The 17,152-nt window shown below is 38.9% G+C and carries 19 protein-coding genes; 8 read left to right on the top strand and 11 right to left on the bottom strand.

The window, feature by feature from the left end; translation table 11 throughout:
• Positions 1 to 37: 37 nt before the first annotated feature.
• The 3 genes from B0169_RS15850 to B0169_RS15840 are packed head-to-tail and all read left to right on the top strand — an operon-like array spanning position 38 to position 1,695.
• The gene (locus B0169_RS15850; protein ID WP_077287594.1) at positions 38 to 439 is read left to right on the top strand and encodes a hypothetical protein; all 402 of its coding nucleotides are present in this window, start codon (positions 38 to 40) and stop codon (positions 437 to 439) included.
• Complete coding sequence (locus B0169_RS15845; RefSeq protein ID WP_077287592.1) at positions 415 to 1,485, top strand: hypothetical protein; 1,071 nt, start codon at positions 415 to 417, stop codon at positions 1,483 to 1,485. Before B0169_RS15850 ends, B0169_RS15845 begins: the two co-directional genes overlap by 25 nt.
• A 15-nt stretch (positions 1,486 to 1,500) precedes the next feature.
• The gene (locus tag B0169_RS15840; RefSeq protein WP_077287590.1) at positions 1,501 to 1,695 is read left to right on the top strand and encodes a hypothetical protein; all 195 of its coding nucleotides are present in this window, start codon (positions 1,501 to 1,503) and stop codon (positions 1,693 to 1,695) included.
• A gap of 334 nt (positions 1,696 to 2,029) precedes the next feature.
• On the opposite strand, the gene B0169_RS15835 is transcribed toward B0169_RS15840, so the two are convergent.
• The 6 genes from B0169_RS15835 to B0169_RS15810 all read right to left on the bottom strand — a co-directional run bounded on the left by B0169_RS15835 (position 2,030) and on the right by B0169_RS15810 (position 7,512).
• Positions 2,030 to 2,563 carry a reverse transcriptase domain-containing protein gene (locus B0169_RS15835; RefSeq protein ID WP_268875730.1) on the bottom strand — a complete coding sequence of 178 codons (534 nt, stop codon included), beginning with the start codon at positions 2,561 to 2,563 and terminating at the stop codon, positions 2,030 to 2,032.
• Between the two features lie 35 nt (positions 2,564 to 2,598).
• On the bottom strand, positions 2,599 to 3,363 hold the full coding sequence (locus B0169_RS15830) for a tyrosine-type recombinase/integrase (RefSeq protein WP_235838602.1): 765 nt from the start codon (positions 3,361 to 3,363) through the stop codon (positions 2,599 to 2,601).
• A 162-nt stretch (positions 3,364 to 3,525) separates the two neighbouring features.
• Positions 3,526 to 4,389, bottom strand: coding sequence for a YicC/YloC family endoribonuclease (locus B0169_RS15825; RefSeq protein WP_077287584.1), 864 nt, complete (start codon positions 4,387 to 4,389; stop codon positions 3,526 to 3,528).
• 117 nt (positions 4,390 to 4,506) lie between these two features.
• Positions 4,507 to 6,231: a GMC family oxidoreductase gene (locus B0169_RS15820; RefSeq protein ID WP_077287582.1), complete on the bottom strand. Its 1,725-nt coding sequence runs from the start codon at positions 6,229 to 6,231 to the stop codon at positions 4,507 to 4,509.
• Complete coding sequence (locus B0169_RS15815) at positions 6,228 to 6,998, bottom strand: gluconate 2-dehydrogenase subunit 3 family protein (protein ID WP_235838601.1); 771 nt, start codon at positions 6,996 to 6,998, stop codon at positions 6,228 to 6,230. The genes B0169_RS15820 and B0169_RS15815 overlap by 4 nt, the downstream gene beginning before the upstream one ends.
• On the bottom strand, positions 6,976 to 7,512 hold the full coding sequence (locus tag B0169_RS15810; protein ID WP_077287580.1) for a thioredoxin family protein: 537 nt from the start codon (positions 7,510 to 7,512) through the stop codon (positions 6,976 to 6,978). The genes B0169_RS15815 and B0169_RS15810 overlap by 23 nt, the downstream gene beginning before the upstream one ends.
• 167 nt (positions 7,513 to 7,679) lie before the next feature.
• Here B0169_RS15810 and rph point away from each other — a divergent pair, with 167 nt between their 5' ends.
• Positions 7,680 to 8,393, top strand: coding sequence for a ribonuclease PH (gene rph, locus B0169_RS15805; protein WP_077287578.1), 714 nt, complete (start codon positions 7,680 to 7,682; stop codon positions 8,391 to 8,393).
• 20 nt (positions 8,394 to 8,413) lie between these two features.
• Positions 8,414 to 9,055 carry an orotate phosphoribosyltransferase gene (pyrE, locus tag B0169_RS15800; RefSeq protein ID WP_077287576.1) on the top strand — a complete coding sequence of 214 codons (642 nt, stop codon included), beginning with the start codon at positions 8,414 to 8,416 and terminating at the stop codon, positions 9,053 to 9,055.
• 87 nt (positions 9,056 to 9,142) lie between these two features.
• Here pyrE and B0169_RS15795 read toward each other — a convergent pair whose 3' ends face one another.
• The 3 genes from B0169_RS15795 to bioH all read right to left on the bottom strand — a co-directional run bounded on the left by B0169_RS15795 (position 9,143) and on the right by bioH (position 11,323).
• Positions 9,143 to 10,120 (bottom strand): putative metalloprotease CJM1_0395 family protein, encoded by a 978-nt coding sequence (locus tag B0169_RS15795; RefSeq protein WP_077287574.1) that lies wholly within the window; start codon positions 10,118 to 10,120, stop codon positions 9,143 to 9,145.
• 5 nt (positions 10,121 to 10,125) lie between these two features.
• On the bottom strand, positions 10,126 to 10,422 hold the full coding sequence (locus tag B0169_RS15790) for a hypothetical protein (RefSeq protein WP_077287572.1): 297 nt from the start codon (positions 10,420 to 10,422) through the stop codon (positions 10,126 to 10,128).
• Between the two features lie 112 nt (positions 10,423 to 10,534).
• Positions 10,535 to 11,323 carry a pimeloyl-ACP methyl ester esterase BioH gene (gene bioH / locus B0169_RS15785; protein WP_158077111.1) on the bottom strand — a complete coding sequence of 263 codons (789 nt, stop codon included), beginning with the start codon at positions 11,321 to 11,323 and terminating at the stop codon, positions 10,535 to 10,537.
• Positions 11,324 to 11,388: 65 nt separating this feature from the next.
• Here bioH and B0169_RS15780 point away from each other — a divergent pair, with 65 nt between their 5' ends.
• Positions 11,389 to 12,162 carry a ComF family protein gene (locus B0169_RS15780; protein ID WP_077287568.1) on the top strand — a complete coding sequence of 258 codons (774 nt, stop codon included), beginning with the start codon at positions 11,389 to 11,391 and terminating at the stop codon, positions 12,160 to 12,162.
• Between the two features lie 3 nt (positions 12,163 to 12,165).
• On the opposite strand, the gene B0169_RS15775 is transcribed toward B0169_RS15780, so the two are convergent.
• On the bottom strand, positions 12,166 to 14,718 hold the full coding sequence (locus B0169_RS15775) for a M14 family zinc carboxypeptidase (RefSeq protein WP_077287566.1): 2,553 nt from the start codon (positions 14,716 to 14,718) through the stop codon (positions 12,166 to 12,168).
• A 230-nt stretch (positions 14,719 to 14,948) separates the two neighbouring features.
• Between B0169_RS15775 and nfuA the strand changes: the two genes are divergently transcribed.
• Both nfuA and B0169_RS15765 read left to right on the top strand, forming a co-directional pair.
• A complete protein-coding gene (gene nfuA / locus B0169_RS15770; RefSeq protein ID WP_077287564.1) occupies positions 14,949 to 15,530 on the top strand; it encodes a Fe-S biogenesis protein NfuA in 582 nt (193 codons plus the stop codon).
• Positions 15,531 to 15,549: 19 nt separating this feature from the next.
• A complete protein-coding gene (locus B0169_RS15765; protein ID WP_077287562.1) occupies positions 15,550 to 15,786 on the top strand; it encodes a hypothetical protein in 237 nt (78 codons plus the stop codon).
• Here the strand turns inward: B0169_RS15765 and B0169_RS15760 are convergent.
• Positions 15,783 to 17,114, bottom strand: coding sequence for an MATE family efflux transporter (locus tag B0169_RS15760; protein WP_235838600.1), 1,332 nt, complete (start codon positions 17,112 to 17,114; stop codon positions 15,783 to 15,785). The genes B0169_RS15765 and B0169_RS15760 overlap by 4 nt on opposite strands.
• Positions 17,115 to 17,152: the final 38 nt, after the last annotated feature.

Genomic DNA, 17,152 nt, shown 5'->3' with positions numbered 1-17,152 from the left:
AGTAAAAAATTACTCTATATTCTATTAAGGAATATTAATGAAAGCACTGCCACACAGTTTAGTAATATTCATTACATTATTCCTTATGGGATGCACAAACATCTATTTAGGAACAGAAAACGATAAATATTTAGACGAAATTTATATAGGCGTTGTCAAAGTATCAACTCCAGAAGGGAAAGGGAAAAATCATAGTATCAACCTAGATGTAGAATCAATTGGAGCTTGGCTTCTACTTGATGGTAGGCAAATTAATGATTCAATGTGGGGAGGAGGTATTGGCCTAGGATATAAAAATATAAAGACAATCAAAGCAGCAGCTAATTGCCAGATCACAATTGTCGTCTATACTAAATCTGAACTGCAGGAGTTTATGGATATATTGAAGCAAAATGGAATTGATGGAGAAAATGTATGCGCCTTTCAAAAGCCCCCTTAATATTATCAATTTCAATGTTGATAGGATGTGCAGCACCGCATAGTGATGTAATGGTATTTGGCACTCAAACAAACCTAGGAGTAGATATTTCTAGTAGCCCTGAACAGGCTAATATACCGAGTTTCATTGTAGGATATAAAAGAAAAGAGTTAGTCTGGATGCCATTATTCATTAATGGGATCGACTCTAAGCTACTAAAATACAAACATAAAGGCTATTACATTACAGGCAAAAACGCTTCAGTCGCAATTCCTAGTGGAGCCTCAGACATAACATTGTCAACGAACAATTTTTTTGTTTTACCAAAAGGAACTAAAGTTAAACTTGAGCCCCAAACAGAGCTAACTTTTACAGAAGGATCTACATTTTCACTGGCTAGTGGCAGTCCAAATGTAACACTTAAAGCAGGAAGTTTTATATCAATACCAGAAATGTCATTAATTCAAGATGTTGCTGGTACAACTTACCAAGGCATAGATTTACATAATGCGAAATACATGGCTGAATCAAGAGATAAAGACAGTAAAAGTATAGATACTTACTCTGTTTTAGCATCTTTTGGCGCAAATATTGAAGGCGGAACTAAAGGAAGTGGAGTTGGTATCGCACAATATTTTGCCACAGGTATTGCAGCACAAAACTTAACAAGAAATGGTGGGTCAGAATTAGTAACTCTTCAATCTACTGATACAAAACTAAATACTGAATTAAAAAAACAAGTTAAGAAATTGGAAAAATCTAACCTCGAATTACTTAAAGAAAATATTGGTAATGAAAAGGCACTAGAACTATCAGAGAAAAATAAAGATAAAATAACTGTTGAAGACGCAAAAGTTGTACTTATTGGCAATCACTTTTCTAAAGGAGATGGTAGTCTAGATAAGGCATCATTAACTACAACAGTAAATTCTATAGACGACAGTGATATACCTCCTAGCCTTAAAACTACATTAATAAACAGAACTTCAATATCTGAGTTACTCAGTAACCTAAAAGCATCTGATTTTTTAGCAATTGACCCGCTATTTAATAAAATAACCAAATAATATGGAGTAAATAAAATGTCTGATATTTACGTTCAAACAGCTGAATCACAAGAAAAAGCGTACGAAATTGCAAATTACCTTGAGCAGCGAGACTTTACTGTTCAAACTTTCGGCCCAAGTAATACATTGACTGTAGATAGTAGAACAATGCAAGACGGTTGCTTTGCAAGAGCATCAAATCAATATTTGATCGTTGGTAAAAAGCAATAAAACTATTATCCTCTATAATTTAATTTTTAGCAGCTCATTGATTATTGGCTAATGCTTGATTAATTGTTCTATTAAGATGAATCCATGCTTTTTCTAAGGTCCTAACGTTTTCTGTTTGGGCCTCAAATACATTTAATCTATCAGATTCATTCATCACTTTTATCCTTTGTAGGTAAAAAACACTTACCAAAATGCTCTTTACCTGCCCAGAATAGAACTGGGATTTCTACTCGAGAGTAGCGTCTTGCCATATTAGACTATAGGTCTGAAACCCATTGTAATTATTAACAATTTCAAGTCAAGAAAAAGCATGAGCTACTTAAATAAGAAGAGGCTAAGACTCCTCTTTTTTTACTTTCTGATGTACATAGTTATTGGCATCAGAGCTTGGGTATTTACTCGCCATTGTGCCTATAAATTTATGTAGTTTGTTATAAGACTTTTTATCAACACCATAAGTAAAAGCTAAATAGCCATTAATATGTGAATATTCACAGCTTCTTCCAGTAAAAAGATGATGTATCTTAGCCCTTAACTCCCTGAGATTCTCTCTACCAATTCCTACACTATTGTGAGATACGACAAGACCTGTTATTTTTTTCTGTCTTGTTGTTCCAAAAAGCTTCGTTTTCGTTCTATTTATTTTCAAACCTTCATCGGCGATTATTGTGCCAATAAAAGCTTTTGCCTTTTCCTCTTTTTGAAGTGATTTGGCAGATAAAGTAATGTCATCAGCGTAGCGAGTGTAAACAATGTCTTTAGGTCCAGCATACCCATGTATTCGAGCATCAAGCTTTGCACAAATTAAGTTGGCTAACTTTGGAGAAGTAGGAGCCCCTTGGGGCAAGCAGCCTTTGTAAACACACAAATTGGTAAGTACCGAACTTATCTTTTTATCGTATCCTATAGATGAAAAAACACCATATACTTTGTGGACTTCCCATAGTTCTCTCGACTAAAGCTGTCGTTATGTTTTTTGGCTGTAGCAAAAAACTGTTTGAGTTCATCTTCACTCAATGCTCGTTCTCTGCTCTTTTCTACACCGCCAGCATCCTTAAAAGTGAAAGCAGCAGCTGGATTATAAGCGAGTAAGTCGAGTTTTATGCCGTGATTGAATAATTGTTTACAATAGCCTAATGCATCATTAGCGATAGCCAATCTACCTGTAGCTTTTATATCTTCTACTGTGGTGCGGATATCTCTGGCGGTTACCTGGTCAATTTTAAATTCACCAATATGTGGGGCAATATCTTTGGTATAAATGCGTTTGGGGATTTTCGGGTGTTTAAGTCTCGCTTCGAGTGTTGGATACCAGTCTTCGAATAGGTCATCCACTGTTTTAATGCTTTCTTGCTCGGCACGTTTTTTTGCTAACAGCGGATCAAGGCCTTCTCTGAGTTGCTTCATTTTAGAAGCGGCTTCAAATCGTGCATCTTTTAACGAAAGATCAGAGTACTTACCTAGCGTCATCTCTTTACGTTTTTTATTGGAAGTGTAGCGAACCATCCAATAAGCTGAGCTAGACCTTGGAACAACAAAATACAACCCACCACCATCTGCGTAGCGACCTGCATTTTCTTTTTTTATTTTAGACTCTAGTTCTTTAACCGTTAGATTACCCGAAGTACTCATAGTGCTCCCCCAAGCCGTGTATCTCTTGGGATTCATTTCACCCACCACTAGTGCATTTGTAAATACCCACCTACCCACCAATTAACCCACCACTTAGGTATAGATTTCGGTGGGTAACTGTGGACACCTACGAACGAAAATTTAAATAACACCCCTATAAATCAATAAGAAACAGGCCGCTATGGATACCTACGAATATCACTCTATATTCTGGATCTGCTCACGCATTTGTTCAATTAAAACCTTTAATTCAACCGCTGAATTAGTGATATCAGCATTGATAGATTTAGAACCTAAGGTATTCGCTTCGCGATTGAATTCTTGCATCATAAAGTCTAAACGACGACCTTGGGCGCCGCCTTTTTTCAAAATGCTGCGAGTTTCTTTTACGTGGCTAAATAGACGGTCAATTTCTTCGTCAACATCCATTTTTTGCGCAAGTAATACCAGTTCTTGCTCAACGCGTGAAGACTCTAGTTCAATGTTGGCATCAGCAAACTTGTCAGTAATACGCTTACGCTGCCATTGAATTATTTCTGGCATATGACCTTTAACAATCTCGGCTTGTTCGATAATGCCATCTAAACGTTGCTCGATAAGCACCTTCATATTGGCACCTTCATCTGCTCGGGCAGCAATAAAGTCTTTTAATGCTTGGTCAAAACCAGCTAGAATTTCAGCTTGAATGACATTCATGTCTGATTCTTCGGCTTCCATCACTCCCGGCCAACGCATGATTTCTAGCGGATTAATTTGGCTATTCAATGTTTGCTCATTGATCCAATTTGCATGTTTAAGCAAATTCTCTGCGAGCGCTGTGTTCATCGATAAATTGCTTTTTTCACCCGGATTAGCATTAAATCGTAAATTACATTCAACTTTTCCGCGGTTTAATTGTTTACGAAAACGCTCACGTAATACTGGCTCTATGCTTCTAAACTGCTCAGGCAAACGAAAATAAGTTTCGAGGAAACGTTGATTAACACTGCGGATTTCCCACACTGCGTTGCCCCATTCACCTTTAATTTCATGGCGAGAGAACGCTGTCATACTATGGATCATTGAATTTCCTAACTATTAAATTTGGTCTATAACTGGAATTATGCCCTAGCTAAGATCAGGTATCTACTGCAATCAGAGCTAAGGCATATATTTCTAGCTTGGCCAATATTGTCTATGCTAGCTGATACTTTTCTGCCAACGTTGTTTTATATGATCAGCGACTCGGAACGAGTTAGCATAAATGGTAAACGTATAAGGCACGCTACCACCTGTTGGCATAAATGAAGCGTCTGTGACAAAGAGATTGTCAACGTCATGCGCCTGACAGTTTTTATTCAACACCGTTGTTTTAGGATCATCACCAAATCGACAGCCCCCCGCCATTAAGTTTGCTGCCGGTGCGCTGCTTATCGACGAAGAAATATTAGTTGCCCCCATTTCTAGCAGTAATTTCTCTGCTTTTTCAGCTAGATATTCACCAACATCTAAATCATGACTGTGCGCGCCAATGCGTATTTTGGCTACTGGGTCACCCCATTTATCGGTAATATCATCATCTAAGGCCACAAAGCAGTTATCAGTTGGCAACCAGTCATTAAACACCTCGAAGCGTAACGTTTTATAAGTGGTAAATTCAGTTTTCATGCTTTGTTTAAGTGCTTCGCCCCACAGTAGTTTTTCACTGTCTTGGCTTTCGTCATATTGCCACTTTGTACTTTGCGCGCGTGAAATTGGATTTTGATAAAACAAAAAATCTACCGTACCGCCTTTCGCTTTTCCATCGCGGTTAAAGCCATTAAATGCTTTATCATCAATTTGATACCAATCTTGTAGAGCTCGATTAATAAACGGTCCAACTTGCTTGAGTTGTGCTTGCTTGGCTTTGGTTAAATCCTTATAAAAGAAGTCTCCACGTCCGGTACCACCACCACTAAAAATTAAGTTTTTACCCACTTGGCCTGAGCTATTCGCAATACCATTAGGAAACTTTTCACCTTTTGAGGCTAATAACAACCGAGAGGTTTCTACCGCTTGGCAAGCTACAACATAGTATTTGGCCTGAGCTATTTGCTCACGCCCAGCTTTGTCATAATAATGCACACCTGATATTTCGCCTTTACTGTCAGTGGCAATTTTATAAACTTTTGCATGCGGGGTAATCGTACAGTTTCCAGTTGCTACCGCGTGATTAAGCAACGCAGCCCTACCGCTACCTTTAGCACCTGATGAACAGCCATAACTACTACAATAACCTGAGTATTCACAACTGTTTCTGCCCATTGCTGGTTGTGACAATATTGCACGTGGAACAGGCACAGTGTGATAGCCAATTTTTTCTGCGCTTTCATCAATCCATGAAGATATGCCGTGCTCAGCAACTGGTGGAAATGGAAAGTCAGTAGACCTAGGTTCTTGGTGGGGATGTTTTGTCACTCGGCCTGAAACACCAACAACTTGTTCAACTTGAGCATAATAAGGCTCAAGTTCATCGTAACTAATCGGCCAATCTTCAACATTAGCCCCTTCAATAGCGCCAAATTCTGTTTTCAACCGAAAGTCTATCGGCTTTAAACGATGAAAATAACCACTCATAAAGTTGGATGAACCACCAACAACAGTGCCGTTCCAAAAACTCCACCCTGACTCACTGGTAGGTTCACCCTGCCAGAAGCTTTCACCGTCGCTGGTTTCATATTCTTCTTCGATAACATGCTGCTCATCTTCAAGCTTAGGGTTGTAAGCATCACGCAAACTAATCGCTAGTTCATCTTTATAAAATTCTTTTTCGGTTAACCAAGCACCTTTTTCTAACACCAGAACTTTTGCGCCGGCTTTGGCTAAGGTGTAAGCGACTGGTGAAGCACCCGCACCACTACCTACGATACAAATATCATATTTCATGCTTTTCGAGTCCCTACTTGCTTACGTGTATATTGTTGATGACTAACCACATGCGTGGTTGTTTGCTTTGCAAGTGTCGACGCCCTGCTTAACACAATCGGTTGTTTTCCGGGCAATTCGTAATAACGTTGCCCTGCTTGCGGTAAAGGAAACCCTGCTTGATGCTCTAACCATTGCCAACCTATACCGTTTGGATTACCGCCATAACTCGGTGGGGAAAGCATGGCTTCAAATATATAACCAACCAAGTTACTTAACCAATTTTCACCCGCGGTTGATTTACTGATCGCTCGTAAAATATTTTCTTTCTCGTCAAACGTTAAGGCAATAAAGTTCTGCTGTAATTGGCTATTACTGAAGCCATTAAGCCAACCAACACCTTTATAAATAAACTCAATTTCAGCCTCTTCTGTTGGCTGTTGAAAAACCACGTTGTATAAATACTGTGTTACTTGAATTTCTTTCGCACTAGGGCCGGTTGGTGATTCAGGTAACATGTGAGCCAGTACAGCATCCAAAGTTAACCATGGATCAGTTTTCAATGCTCCTTCAAGCCGATTGCTCATACTTGCTGACCAACTACGCATAGGTATTGCAGCCACCATAGTCGCTCCTGCTGCAGACTTTAGTGCATCACGACGGGTGACTTTTTTTTGTAACCATTTCGGTGTGCTAAAGCTTTCATCAAAAAAAGACAGTATCTGTGACAATGGCTTGCTGATGCGCTTTTTTCGGACTGCAGCTCTAGCTTTTTGCATTTGTGACATCACTATTTTCCTTGTTGTTTGCTGCCTGCCATTTGCTTAAAAAGGCCGACCAATATTCAGGTGAATATTCTAAATTATCCAATAACTCAGCGGTATCTTTCGACAATAACATTTGGCCAGTATTGGTCGATACATACATGTGAGGGTAGCCTTGTACTGGCGGTAATGACTTCATAAAGGCTTCATTTTCATTGCTGTCGCTAACGCTGATTTTAAGCAGCACATAATTGTCATGTAGTTGTTGATAAATATCGGGATTATCGGCTAAGAAGGCATCCATTTTGTGACACCAAGTGCACCAAGTACCGCCTATTTCAATCAATACATTTCTACCACTTGCTTGCGCCAACTTAATAGCTGCTTGTGCATCTTTAAATGGATCGCGCTTGTCGTCATAGACTTGGCTGTATAACGGCAACGCTTTTACTGGCTGACTATCCGCATCTTTGGCATTTGCTTGGCTTGTGAAAAATAGACTTATGATGAACAAAGTGATTAACAGCTGAAATTTCATAAATTCTCTCTATTGTGATGGCACTCAATGCCAACGCATAATAATAACTTAATAGAATGACCTTAGATTAATTAACTATATTTCAAAATAGTTGATACGTCATTATGTCAAATTGCTATACGAACGATTATAATGCGCAGCAATTATACTATGATAGGAATTTCAACATGCGTCCAAGTGGCAGAACTTTAGGACAAATTCGTCCGGTAACCATTACTCGTCAATTCACAGCTCATGCAGAAGGCTCAGTGCTTATTGAGTTTGGTGATACTAAAGTTATATGTACCGCAACCGTTGAAACTGGCGTACCACGCTTTCTAAAAGGCCAAGGCAAAGGTTGGATCACTGCTGAATACGGCATGCTTCCTCGTTCAACTCATACCCGTATGCGCCGTGAAGCTGCTAACGGTAAACAAAGCGGTCGTACTTTAGAAATTTCTCGTTTAATTGCTCGCTCATTACGTGCAGCAGTTGATTTAGTAGCGCTGGGCGAAAACACCATTACTGTTGATTGTGATGTCATTCAAGCTGATGGCGGTACTCGTACAGCATCAATTACCGGAGCATGTGTTGCTTTAGTTGATGCATTAAATCATATGCGTGCGAAAGGTATTATTAACAATAATCCACTTAAACACATGATTGCAGCTGTTTCTGTTGGAATGTATCAAGGCGAAGCTGTTTCTGATTTAGATTACCTTGAAGACTCTTCAGCCGATACTGATATGAATGTTGTTATGACAGAAACAGGTAAATTGATTGAAGTACAAGGTACTGCCGAAGAAGAACCCTTTAGTTTTGACGAAATGCAAGCAATGCTAACATTAGCTAAAAATAGCATTAATGAGCTATTTGATATTCAAAAAACTGCCTTAAACTAAGCCACTGACAGGAGCTAATGATGAAAGATTACCAACGCGAATTTATTGAGTTTGCTTTATCTAAACAAGTTTTACGTTTTGGCGAATTCACTTTAAAGTCTGGACGTACAAGCCCTTACTTCTTCAATGCTGGCTTATTTAATACCGGTGGTGACTTGGCACGCTTAGGTCGCTTTTATGCCGCGGCTTTGCAAGACTCAAAAATTGACTACAACTTACTATTTGGCCCTGCTTACAAAGGTATACCTATTGCAACAACAACAGCGGTTGCACTTGCTGACAGTTACAATATTGATATGCCTTATTGTTTCAACCGTAAGGAAGCAAAAACCCACGGTGAAGGCGGCAGCTTAGTTGGCTCAGCGCTTGAAGGCAAAGTGATGTTAGTTGATGATGTGATCACCGCAGGTACGGCTATTCGTGAATCGATGGAAATAATTAAAGCCCATGGTGCTGAGTTGTCAGGCGTACTGATCGCTTTAGACAGACAAGAAAAAGGTCAAGCTGAGCTTTCTGCCATTCAAGAAGTTGAGCGCGATTTTAACACGCAAGTAATATCGATAGTTACTTTAGCTGACTTGATTTGTTATTTAGAAGAAAAGCCAGATATGGCTGACAGTTTAGCTAGCATTAAAAAGTATCGAGAAGATTACGGTATTTAAGACCCAGCTTTAACGCATAATACTGTAAAACTAAACATAAAAAGCCTGCTAATTTGCAGGCTTTTTGTTGCAAAATTGTCAATTGGGTTAAGCTGTTAATTGGAATTGATAACTTGCTGGTTTTTCGTAAGCTTGATTAATATTTGCGTAAAATTGATTAATACGCCCAGCTCTTTCATCTACCTCTAAAGATCTGCTCGGCGCTATTTGTTCTTGAGCAGATAAAGTTTGGCCAATAAATTGATCAAACTCAGTGCTAGCATCAGTACTACCTTGCTCTTCTTGGGCAAGCACATCATTAGGTTTAATTAAACCAACAAAGTCTTGTTTTACATCAGGATCTTCCAATGATATTGCCGATAACTCTGATTGAGCTTGTGCAATCAATTTAGCAGCCGAGGCCGCAACTCGAGTATCTTGAATTGACGGATTCGCTGGAGCTAATGCTGCTGCATGAACTTTCTGCATTTTGGCAATAGTAGCGCTAGGATCACCATCAACAGGTGCTAAATCAACCGAAACTTCACCAGAAACGGCATACTTTTTACCGTCAGGGCCAAGCTCAAATGAATAGTTAGGTGCACCGGTATAAGCTCCACCAACTGCAGCATGAGCTAACTCATGTGAACGTACTTCTTGATCGCGTTGTTTTAGGCTTTTGACTTCCTGCTGCTCGGCAAATACAGCTTCTCTAGATTTTTCAGCACCGTCTTGTGAACCTTGCTCTTCAGTTAGCTCTCCTTTAGGGTTGCTATCTTGTTCACTAGTATCATTTTCGTTATCTTGTGGTGAGTCTTGCGCTGAACGCTCTGAATTATCACCAATAACATCATTAGCAAGCTCTGCTTGCTTACGCAGGCTAGCAAAGTCGACTTGTTCATTATTTTGAGCTGGGGTGCGTCCACGCTCTTTATCTGAGGCAACTCCCTTTTCACCAGATGATTGATGAGAGGGCTCAGGTTTAGCAATGATCTCTCGTTGCTGATTCTCACGACGCAGGCTATCCGTCTGCAGGTTTACTGCAGTTGGTATAGGTAAGTTATAGCCTTGCGAATTAATATTCATGATTGCTAAACGCGCACATCCAATAACGTGCCTAAATTCTCATCTGCAGCATCTATAACTTCTGCAGAAGCTTTCGCTTGAAATTCGGCAACTCGGGAATCAACTATCGATTGATTTAAATCTGATAGTTCACCATTATTTTTGTTTTGCTCAGTCGCGTTAGCATTATTTTCTTGACCAATACCAAAGTCATCAGGGCCAACAGCAATATTTGACGCTATGCTCGCAGCAGCTTGGTTAGCATCATCGGTTGCTTTCTGAAAACCTTGTACGCCAGCATTGAACGCTGATTGAATTTCCATAAAATCCTCCTAAATACTCTTTATTAATTTACCAATAGCACAATTAAATAATAACGATATAGCCGTTCACGGCCTGTTTAATTATTAACCAAAAGCATAAAAAAGTAAACCATTAACCCTGATTAAAATGCTGTAACAACCAGTTTTGCAAAACGGATAAAAACTCTTCCTGATGCGATATAAATGGCGCATGCGAGGCATATGGAAATATATGACATTCGCTATTAGGCGCTAAAGAGTCAATCAAGGGAATAACCTGCTTGGGCACTAAACCGTCAAGCTTGCCATAAAGCCTGAGAAATGGCTGACGAATATCACTTAATGCATCAGACAAATTTGAACTTGCTAATAATGCTAATGAATCATCCAAGGTTTTCTGACTAGGCTGTTCATGTTGCATAACTAAGTCACGAATCTTCTTAATGTCTTGACGAACATTTGGACTACCCATCGCCTGTATTTTCAAAAAATTGCTGATAGTTTTTGTGGTATCTTGCGCGAGTTGTCGATGAAACATTGCCAAAACAGTTTTTTTAATGCCCGGCCAATGCTCATCTTCGACAAATTTGGGTGAACTAGCAACGGTAACTAATGCTAATACCTGCTCAGGCTGAGCAAGCGTTATTTTACTCGCAACTAAGCCACCTAAAGACCAGCCAATATAAACAGCTGGCTTAGCAACAGCTTGCTGAACTTGTTTTGCGATATCTTCCAAACTATAGTCAGCTAGCTGAAATTTTTGGTTAGTTGCAAAGCCGGGTAAATCAATTGTGATCACCTCAAAGTCAGCCTCAAGTTGTTGTAAACATGGCTGCCAAACAGCTGAATTTAGCCCCCAGCCATGTATAAATACTAACGGAGTACCTTGCCCTTGGCTCGCAATTTTTAATCTTTCTGCCATGCTTTCAATCATGCCTATAATGCTGAATATTAGTGAAGGTGTAGTTTAACGAAAGGATGCTGAAAATGGAATTTGCCAACAAACACGTTCATCAGATAGTTCGTTATTTCGGTCAGTCATTCAGCAGACATGTAAATAACTTAAAACTACATATTAGTTGTTGTTGCTTATGTGGTAACCCTTGCCAACAGCACCCTCTATTGTGCCAATATTGCCAAGCTGATCTGCCCTATTTTGATCATCAACGTGTGCCATACGATTTATTATTATGGCCCGCTATAGCAAAAATTATCCCAATCAATCGTTTTGATCATCTACTAGCGATAGCGCCTTACGTTTGGCCATTCGATACTTGGATTGGCCAGTTAAAATATCAACATAAAACAGAATTAGCAGCATTACTAAGTTATTTATTAATTATCCACTGGCGTCAGTACCTTGAGATTGAAAACGTTAATTTAACCTCTGAAAATACCATGATTTTAGCAGTTCCATTACATATTAAAAAATGGCAAGAACGCGGCTTTAATCAAGCTCACCTTATTGCACGAAAATTTGCACAACATTTTAACTATAATTATCAAACCAACATTATTGTTCGTGACAAACTCACAGAAAACCAAGTAGGTAAATCAGGGGCGGAACGAAGAAAAAACTTAAAAAACGCTTTTAGCATTCAATTTAATACGCAGTTTCCTATGCCAACACAGGTAGTTTTAATTGACGATGTGGTGACCACAGGTACAACAGCAAATGAAATTTGTCGATTACTGAAAAAAAAAGGAGTGCAAAATATTACACTCCTTAGTCTTTGTTTGGCTCTGCCTGGTAAAAGCTGACTTTTATTCCGCTAGGCTAGTACTAAAAGCTTTAGAAAAAAATAGGCTGTTAGCCATAATTTTCATACTGCCCAAAAAGTAACCACGAAAAGCTAAGTCATCCGTACTAGCAATAACTCGACCTTTACCAACATTATGGGCTACCAGCGTTGGGTTATTAGCAAGTCGATTAACTAAGTTTTGATCTGCATAACCGCTCAATAATGGCGTTTTACTGTATTTAGCCACACTAACAAATGGTAAAATGGTTTGCTCCATTATCACTGTGCTATTTCTAAATACTGGTAGTTCGTTGTTTTGATAGCCATAAGCCAAAGGATGACTGGTATCTAATTCTGCTTGAAAAATAGCGCCCGCAATACGTTTTCTACCCGCTAAAACTTCCTTGTCACCATAGTTAAGTTTTTCAGTATCAAATAACTGATCAATATGATCTTTAGTGACAAAATCAATTTTTAGCAACTCTTCTGCTGATAACCAGCGTGCTGCACGCTTTTGACCAAACAGTACTCCACCATTAACTAACCATGATTTCAGCTTACTCACAGCTCGGTTATCTAACATCGAATACTTGCCATCCACCATAATGATGTGACTGTAATCGGCTAAATTAATTGCTGCTAGACGTTGCATTTCAACGACAGTAACCGGTATTTCCAATAAGTTATCCAAGTAATATAGCACTTCACCAGCTTCGTACTGAGATACCCCTTTACCACCGATCATCAAAACTTTTGGTGTAGTGACCGGACGAAATGAACTGCTACCAATATCAATACCTTTAACAGTTAGCCCTGTTTCCAAGGCCAATAACGGTATTTGACTGTCAACAGCGAAGCTTTTCAGTTTACTTTGCCAGTTTTTAACCCTTTGGTTGCCAGCAGGCACAATAATACTGCCTTGTGCAAAAGTTTTCTCAACGCCGTCTACAACGGCAGAAAAGGTTTTAGTTGCCACTTTAGCTTTCAGCTTTGCAGTCGTTATTTTGTGTAACAGTTTAGGCGCTAAAAACTCATTCCACTCAAATACATAAGCGTAAGCAGAATCATCAACATCAGCCATTTTTTCACTCATTGGCTGCCACGGTGTATCTGCTGTTTTTAAGCCCCATGTTCGTCCAACTTGAGCAAAACTTATATTCATAGCAAGTGGTAATGTCCAACCAGAAACATCATAGAAGGTATTATCCTGAAAGTTTTTTTGTTGAGTAAAAAGCGCTTTAATCACACGATATTGGGGTTGGGCTAACGGGATGTAATAGCTATGCTTAGCTGGATAAATACGTTCATGAATTTTATAATCTTGTGTTAATCCATAAACCTTGATCTGATGCTGTTGTAACTTGCTTAAAAAACTCTGTAAACGATAATTGTCTTTGCCTTCAGTAAAAATATAGCCGTTAAAGTTTTCATCGCTCGCTTGTTTCTCAGCAATTTTGTAGAAATCTTTCCTATATGCTTTAAACTGCGCTTTGTTTTTCCAAGCGCCTTCAATACTTGATAAAGACGTTAAAACATGATTTTGTATGCCATATTCAAAGGTTAATAAGCCATTTACACTATTTTGTTGAAAGCCTCGACTACTTGCTTGTTCAAATAATACGCCGATACCACCGTTAATATCAGGATACGTTGAGCCTTTGCCATAGTAAAAATCATCAAAACTTTCTTCACTGTAATATAAACGATCTTTAGCGTCTAACGCGCTAGCATGGTAAGTCGCTAATAGTTTTGTTAATTCAGTATTTTTTGCCAACGTTAAAGGATGCGTGCGTGTTGGAATACCCGGCTGAAAAAAGTAACTACCGTGAGCTCCCATTTCATGAAAGTCACCCAAAACATTCGGTTGATATTGATGAAAATAAGGTAGACGGTTTTGGCTTTCCTTTTGTGATAATAGCAACCAATCACGATTAAGATCGAAACCAAAATGATTAGTACGACCGGTGCGCCAGTCTTGATGATGTTCAATATGGTTGGGATCAGCATTAGGGGTTATGCCACGATGGGTAGTTACCCAATTAACAAACCTATCCATACCATCAGGGTTAATACTTGGCTCAATGACGATAATCGTATCATTAAGCATTTCAGTAACCACTTTATCTTGTGATGCCGCTAAATGATAAGCCACAACCATAGCCGCATTGGTGCCACTAATTTCATCACCATGAACACTATAACCTAGCCAAACAACAACGGGATCTGTAGCTGACATTGTCATATCGGCACGTCGCGCTAAGATATCATCAAGATTGGCTAAATTGGTAGCGCTAGAAATAGTTAATAAAACTTGCGAGCGAAATTCGGTAGTTCTGCCAATTTCTTTGATTGTCACTCGTGATGACGCGTCTGCTACTTGTGTTAAATAATTTAATACTTGGTCATGACGGGGATGACGTTCACCAATACCAAACCCTAATGCTGATTCTGGTGTTGGTATTGTTTTGTCATATGTGGCGCCATCGGGCAAGTAAGTACTTACATTAGCACTAAAGGCACTAAACGAAGCACTAATTAGAAATAATATTACAATTCGACATAACGATAACAACATAAAAGCTTCCTTATTTAATTGTCGGATAAAATAACAAAATTATGTCATGTGAACTAGTTATCTCGTGATAATTAACTATTTATCTGCTTTTTTATCGGTTTCATATTATCGCTATCTAAATTATGCTATCTAGGACTAGCGTGAGATGACAGAGCAGAGTAAAATATCCATACTTGAGTAAAATAGTCGGGTATTGAACATTCAACCCCAGTAGTGAAGAGTAAAATAGTATGAATATTAACATTTCAGAAACTGCACAAGAACATTTTGTAAAACTACTTTCTCAGCAAGCTGAAGGTACCAGTATCCGAGTGTTTGTTGTGAACCCAGGAACAGCAAGCGCAGAATGCGGCGTATCGTACTGTCCAGCTGATGCTGTTGAAGCTGACGATATTGAACTAAAATATGAACATTTCTCTGCTTATATAGACGCCGACAGTAAATTATTCTTAGAAGATGCAGAAATTGACTTCACTACTGATCAAATGGGTTCGCAGTTAACCTTAAAAGCGCCAAACGCTAAATTGCGTAAAGTAGCTGATGATGCTCCTTTATTTGAACGTGTTGATTATTTCTTGAAAGCTGAAGTAAATCCGCAGCTTGCTGGCCATGGTGGTGAATGTACCCTGATGGAAATTACCGAAGATGGTTATGCTATTTTACAATTTGGCGGCGGCTGTAACGGTTGTGCACAGATTGATGTTACGGTTAAAGACGGTATTGAAAAACAATTAATTGATATGATGGGCGATGAAATCAAAGGTGTTCGTGATATGACAGAACATCAACGTGGCGAGCACTCATATTACTAATCATTAATGTAATATCTTAATGTCATTATTAGAAAAATTAGGTCAAGATCCACAACGCAGCATGCAGCGTTTTCTCAGTGGACTTGGCCTTTTTGTTATCGGAGTATGCTTAATTTTTATTGGTATGTACCACAGTTATATCTGGCAAATAATTGGCTTAGTATTTTTGGCTTGTGGGTCTCTGTTTGCCATACACGGCTACATCGGTATGTTTGCCAATCGCTTATATCATATCGTTAATCGTACAAAAGATTAAAACGCATATCTATGCCGCTGATAATGCCACGCTAAAGTCACACCTCGTGCCAACATAAATACTGAAAACGCCGCCCATAAGCCATGATTCCCATAGTCTTTTAATAACCACCAAACAGGGAAAAAACACCCAAATGTTGCAATTAACATACTATTTCTCATCACCGCGGCCTGCATTAACCCCACATAAACACCATCAAATAAATAACACCAACATGCCAGTAACGGTAACGCGATAATCCAAAACATATGCTGCTGTGCATATTCAACCACTTCAGGAATACTCGATATTGTTGAAATGAAATATTGTCCACCAAGGTAAAACAGTAAACTATAGACCAGCGCAAAAATGCCAGTCCAAAACAGCGCAATATTAACACTGGATAAAATATTCACCTGCTTACCTTGGCCTTTTGCCTTACCAACCATGACTTCAGCTGCATTCGCAATACCATCTAGGCCAAAAGATATCAGGAGTAAAAAGTTCATTAAGATAGCATTTGCAGCAACGACATTATCACCTAAACGCGCACCTTGAAAAGTCATAAAAATAAAACAAACTTCTAAACATAAAGTGCGGATTAATATGTCGCGATTAAGTTTAAAGTAACTTAACAGGGCGGATTTCTCAAAAGTGCGTTCAATCAGATGTTGAGTGGAAGTAAATAAGCCAACAATTTTTTGCTTAAAATGAGCAACAATTAACGTTAACCCTATCACTAAACCACTATATTCTGCGATTAAGGTTGCCGTTGCGACACCTTTAACCTGCCAGCCAAAACCAATAACAAACAATAAGTCGAGCAAAAGATTAATCAAATTAGTGGCAACAATTAACCATAAAACAATTTTGGCTTTATGATTACCCAGCAACCAACCCAGAATAACTAAATTCGCCAGTGCGGCCGGTAAGCCCCAAATACGAATAGCACTATACTCTCGTGCATAAAATTGAACTTGCTGCGAACCACCAGCTAAAGATAAAGCTATATCTAAATAAAATACTTGCAGTGCAATGACCGTTAAACCAATGGTAAAAGCAACAATAATACCGCGTAATAAAATTAAGCTGTTGAGTTCATCGTCATTCTTGCCAAAGGCTTGTGCTGATAATCCGGTGGTCGACATACGTAAAAAACCACACAGCCAAGTAATGGCAGTTATCAACATCGCACCAACAGTGCTACCACCTAAATAATACGCATATTCCAAATGCCCAATAACAGCCGTGTCGACTAAACCCAATAATGGCGCGGTAATATTTGATAAAATCATCGGCAGTGCAAGAATAAATAGCTGCTTATGACGTTCTATATCATTGAATTTCAAAAAAAGCCGACCTTTGTTGGCAAATGGACTGTATAAAT

The sequence above is a fragment of the Cognaticolwellia aestuarii genome (assembly GCF_002000025.1).
Classification (GTDB): Bacteria; Pseudomonadota; Gammaproteobacteria; order Enterobacterales; family Alteromonadaceae; genus Cognaticolwellia; species Cognaticolwellia aestuarii.
Note: the sequence above shows the minus strand (reverse complement) of the source record. Positions and strands in the feature narration are given on the sequence as shown.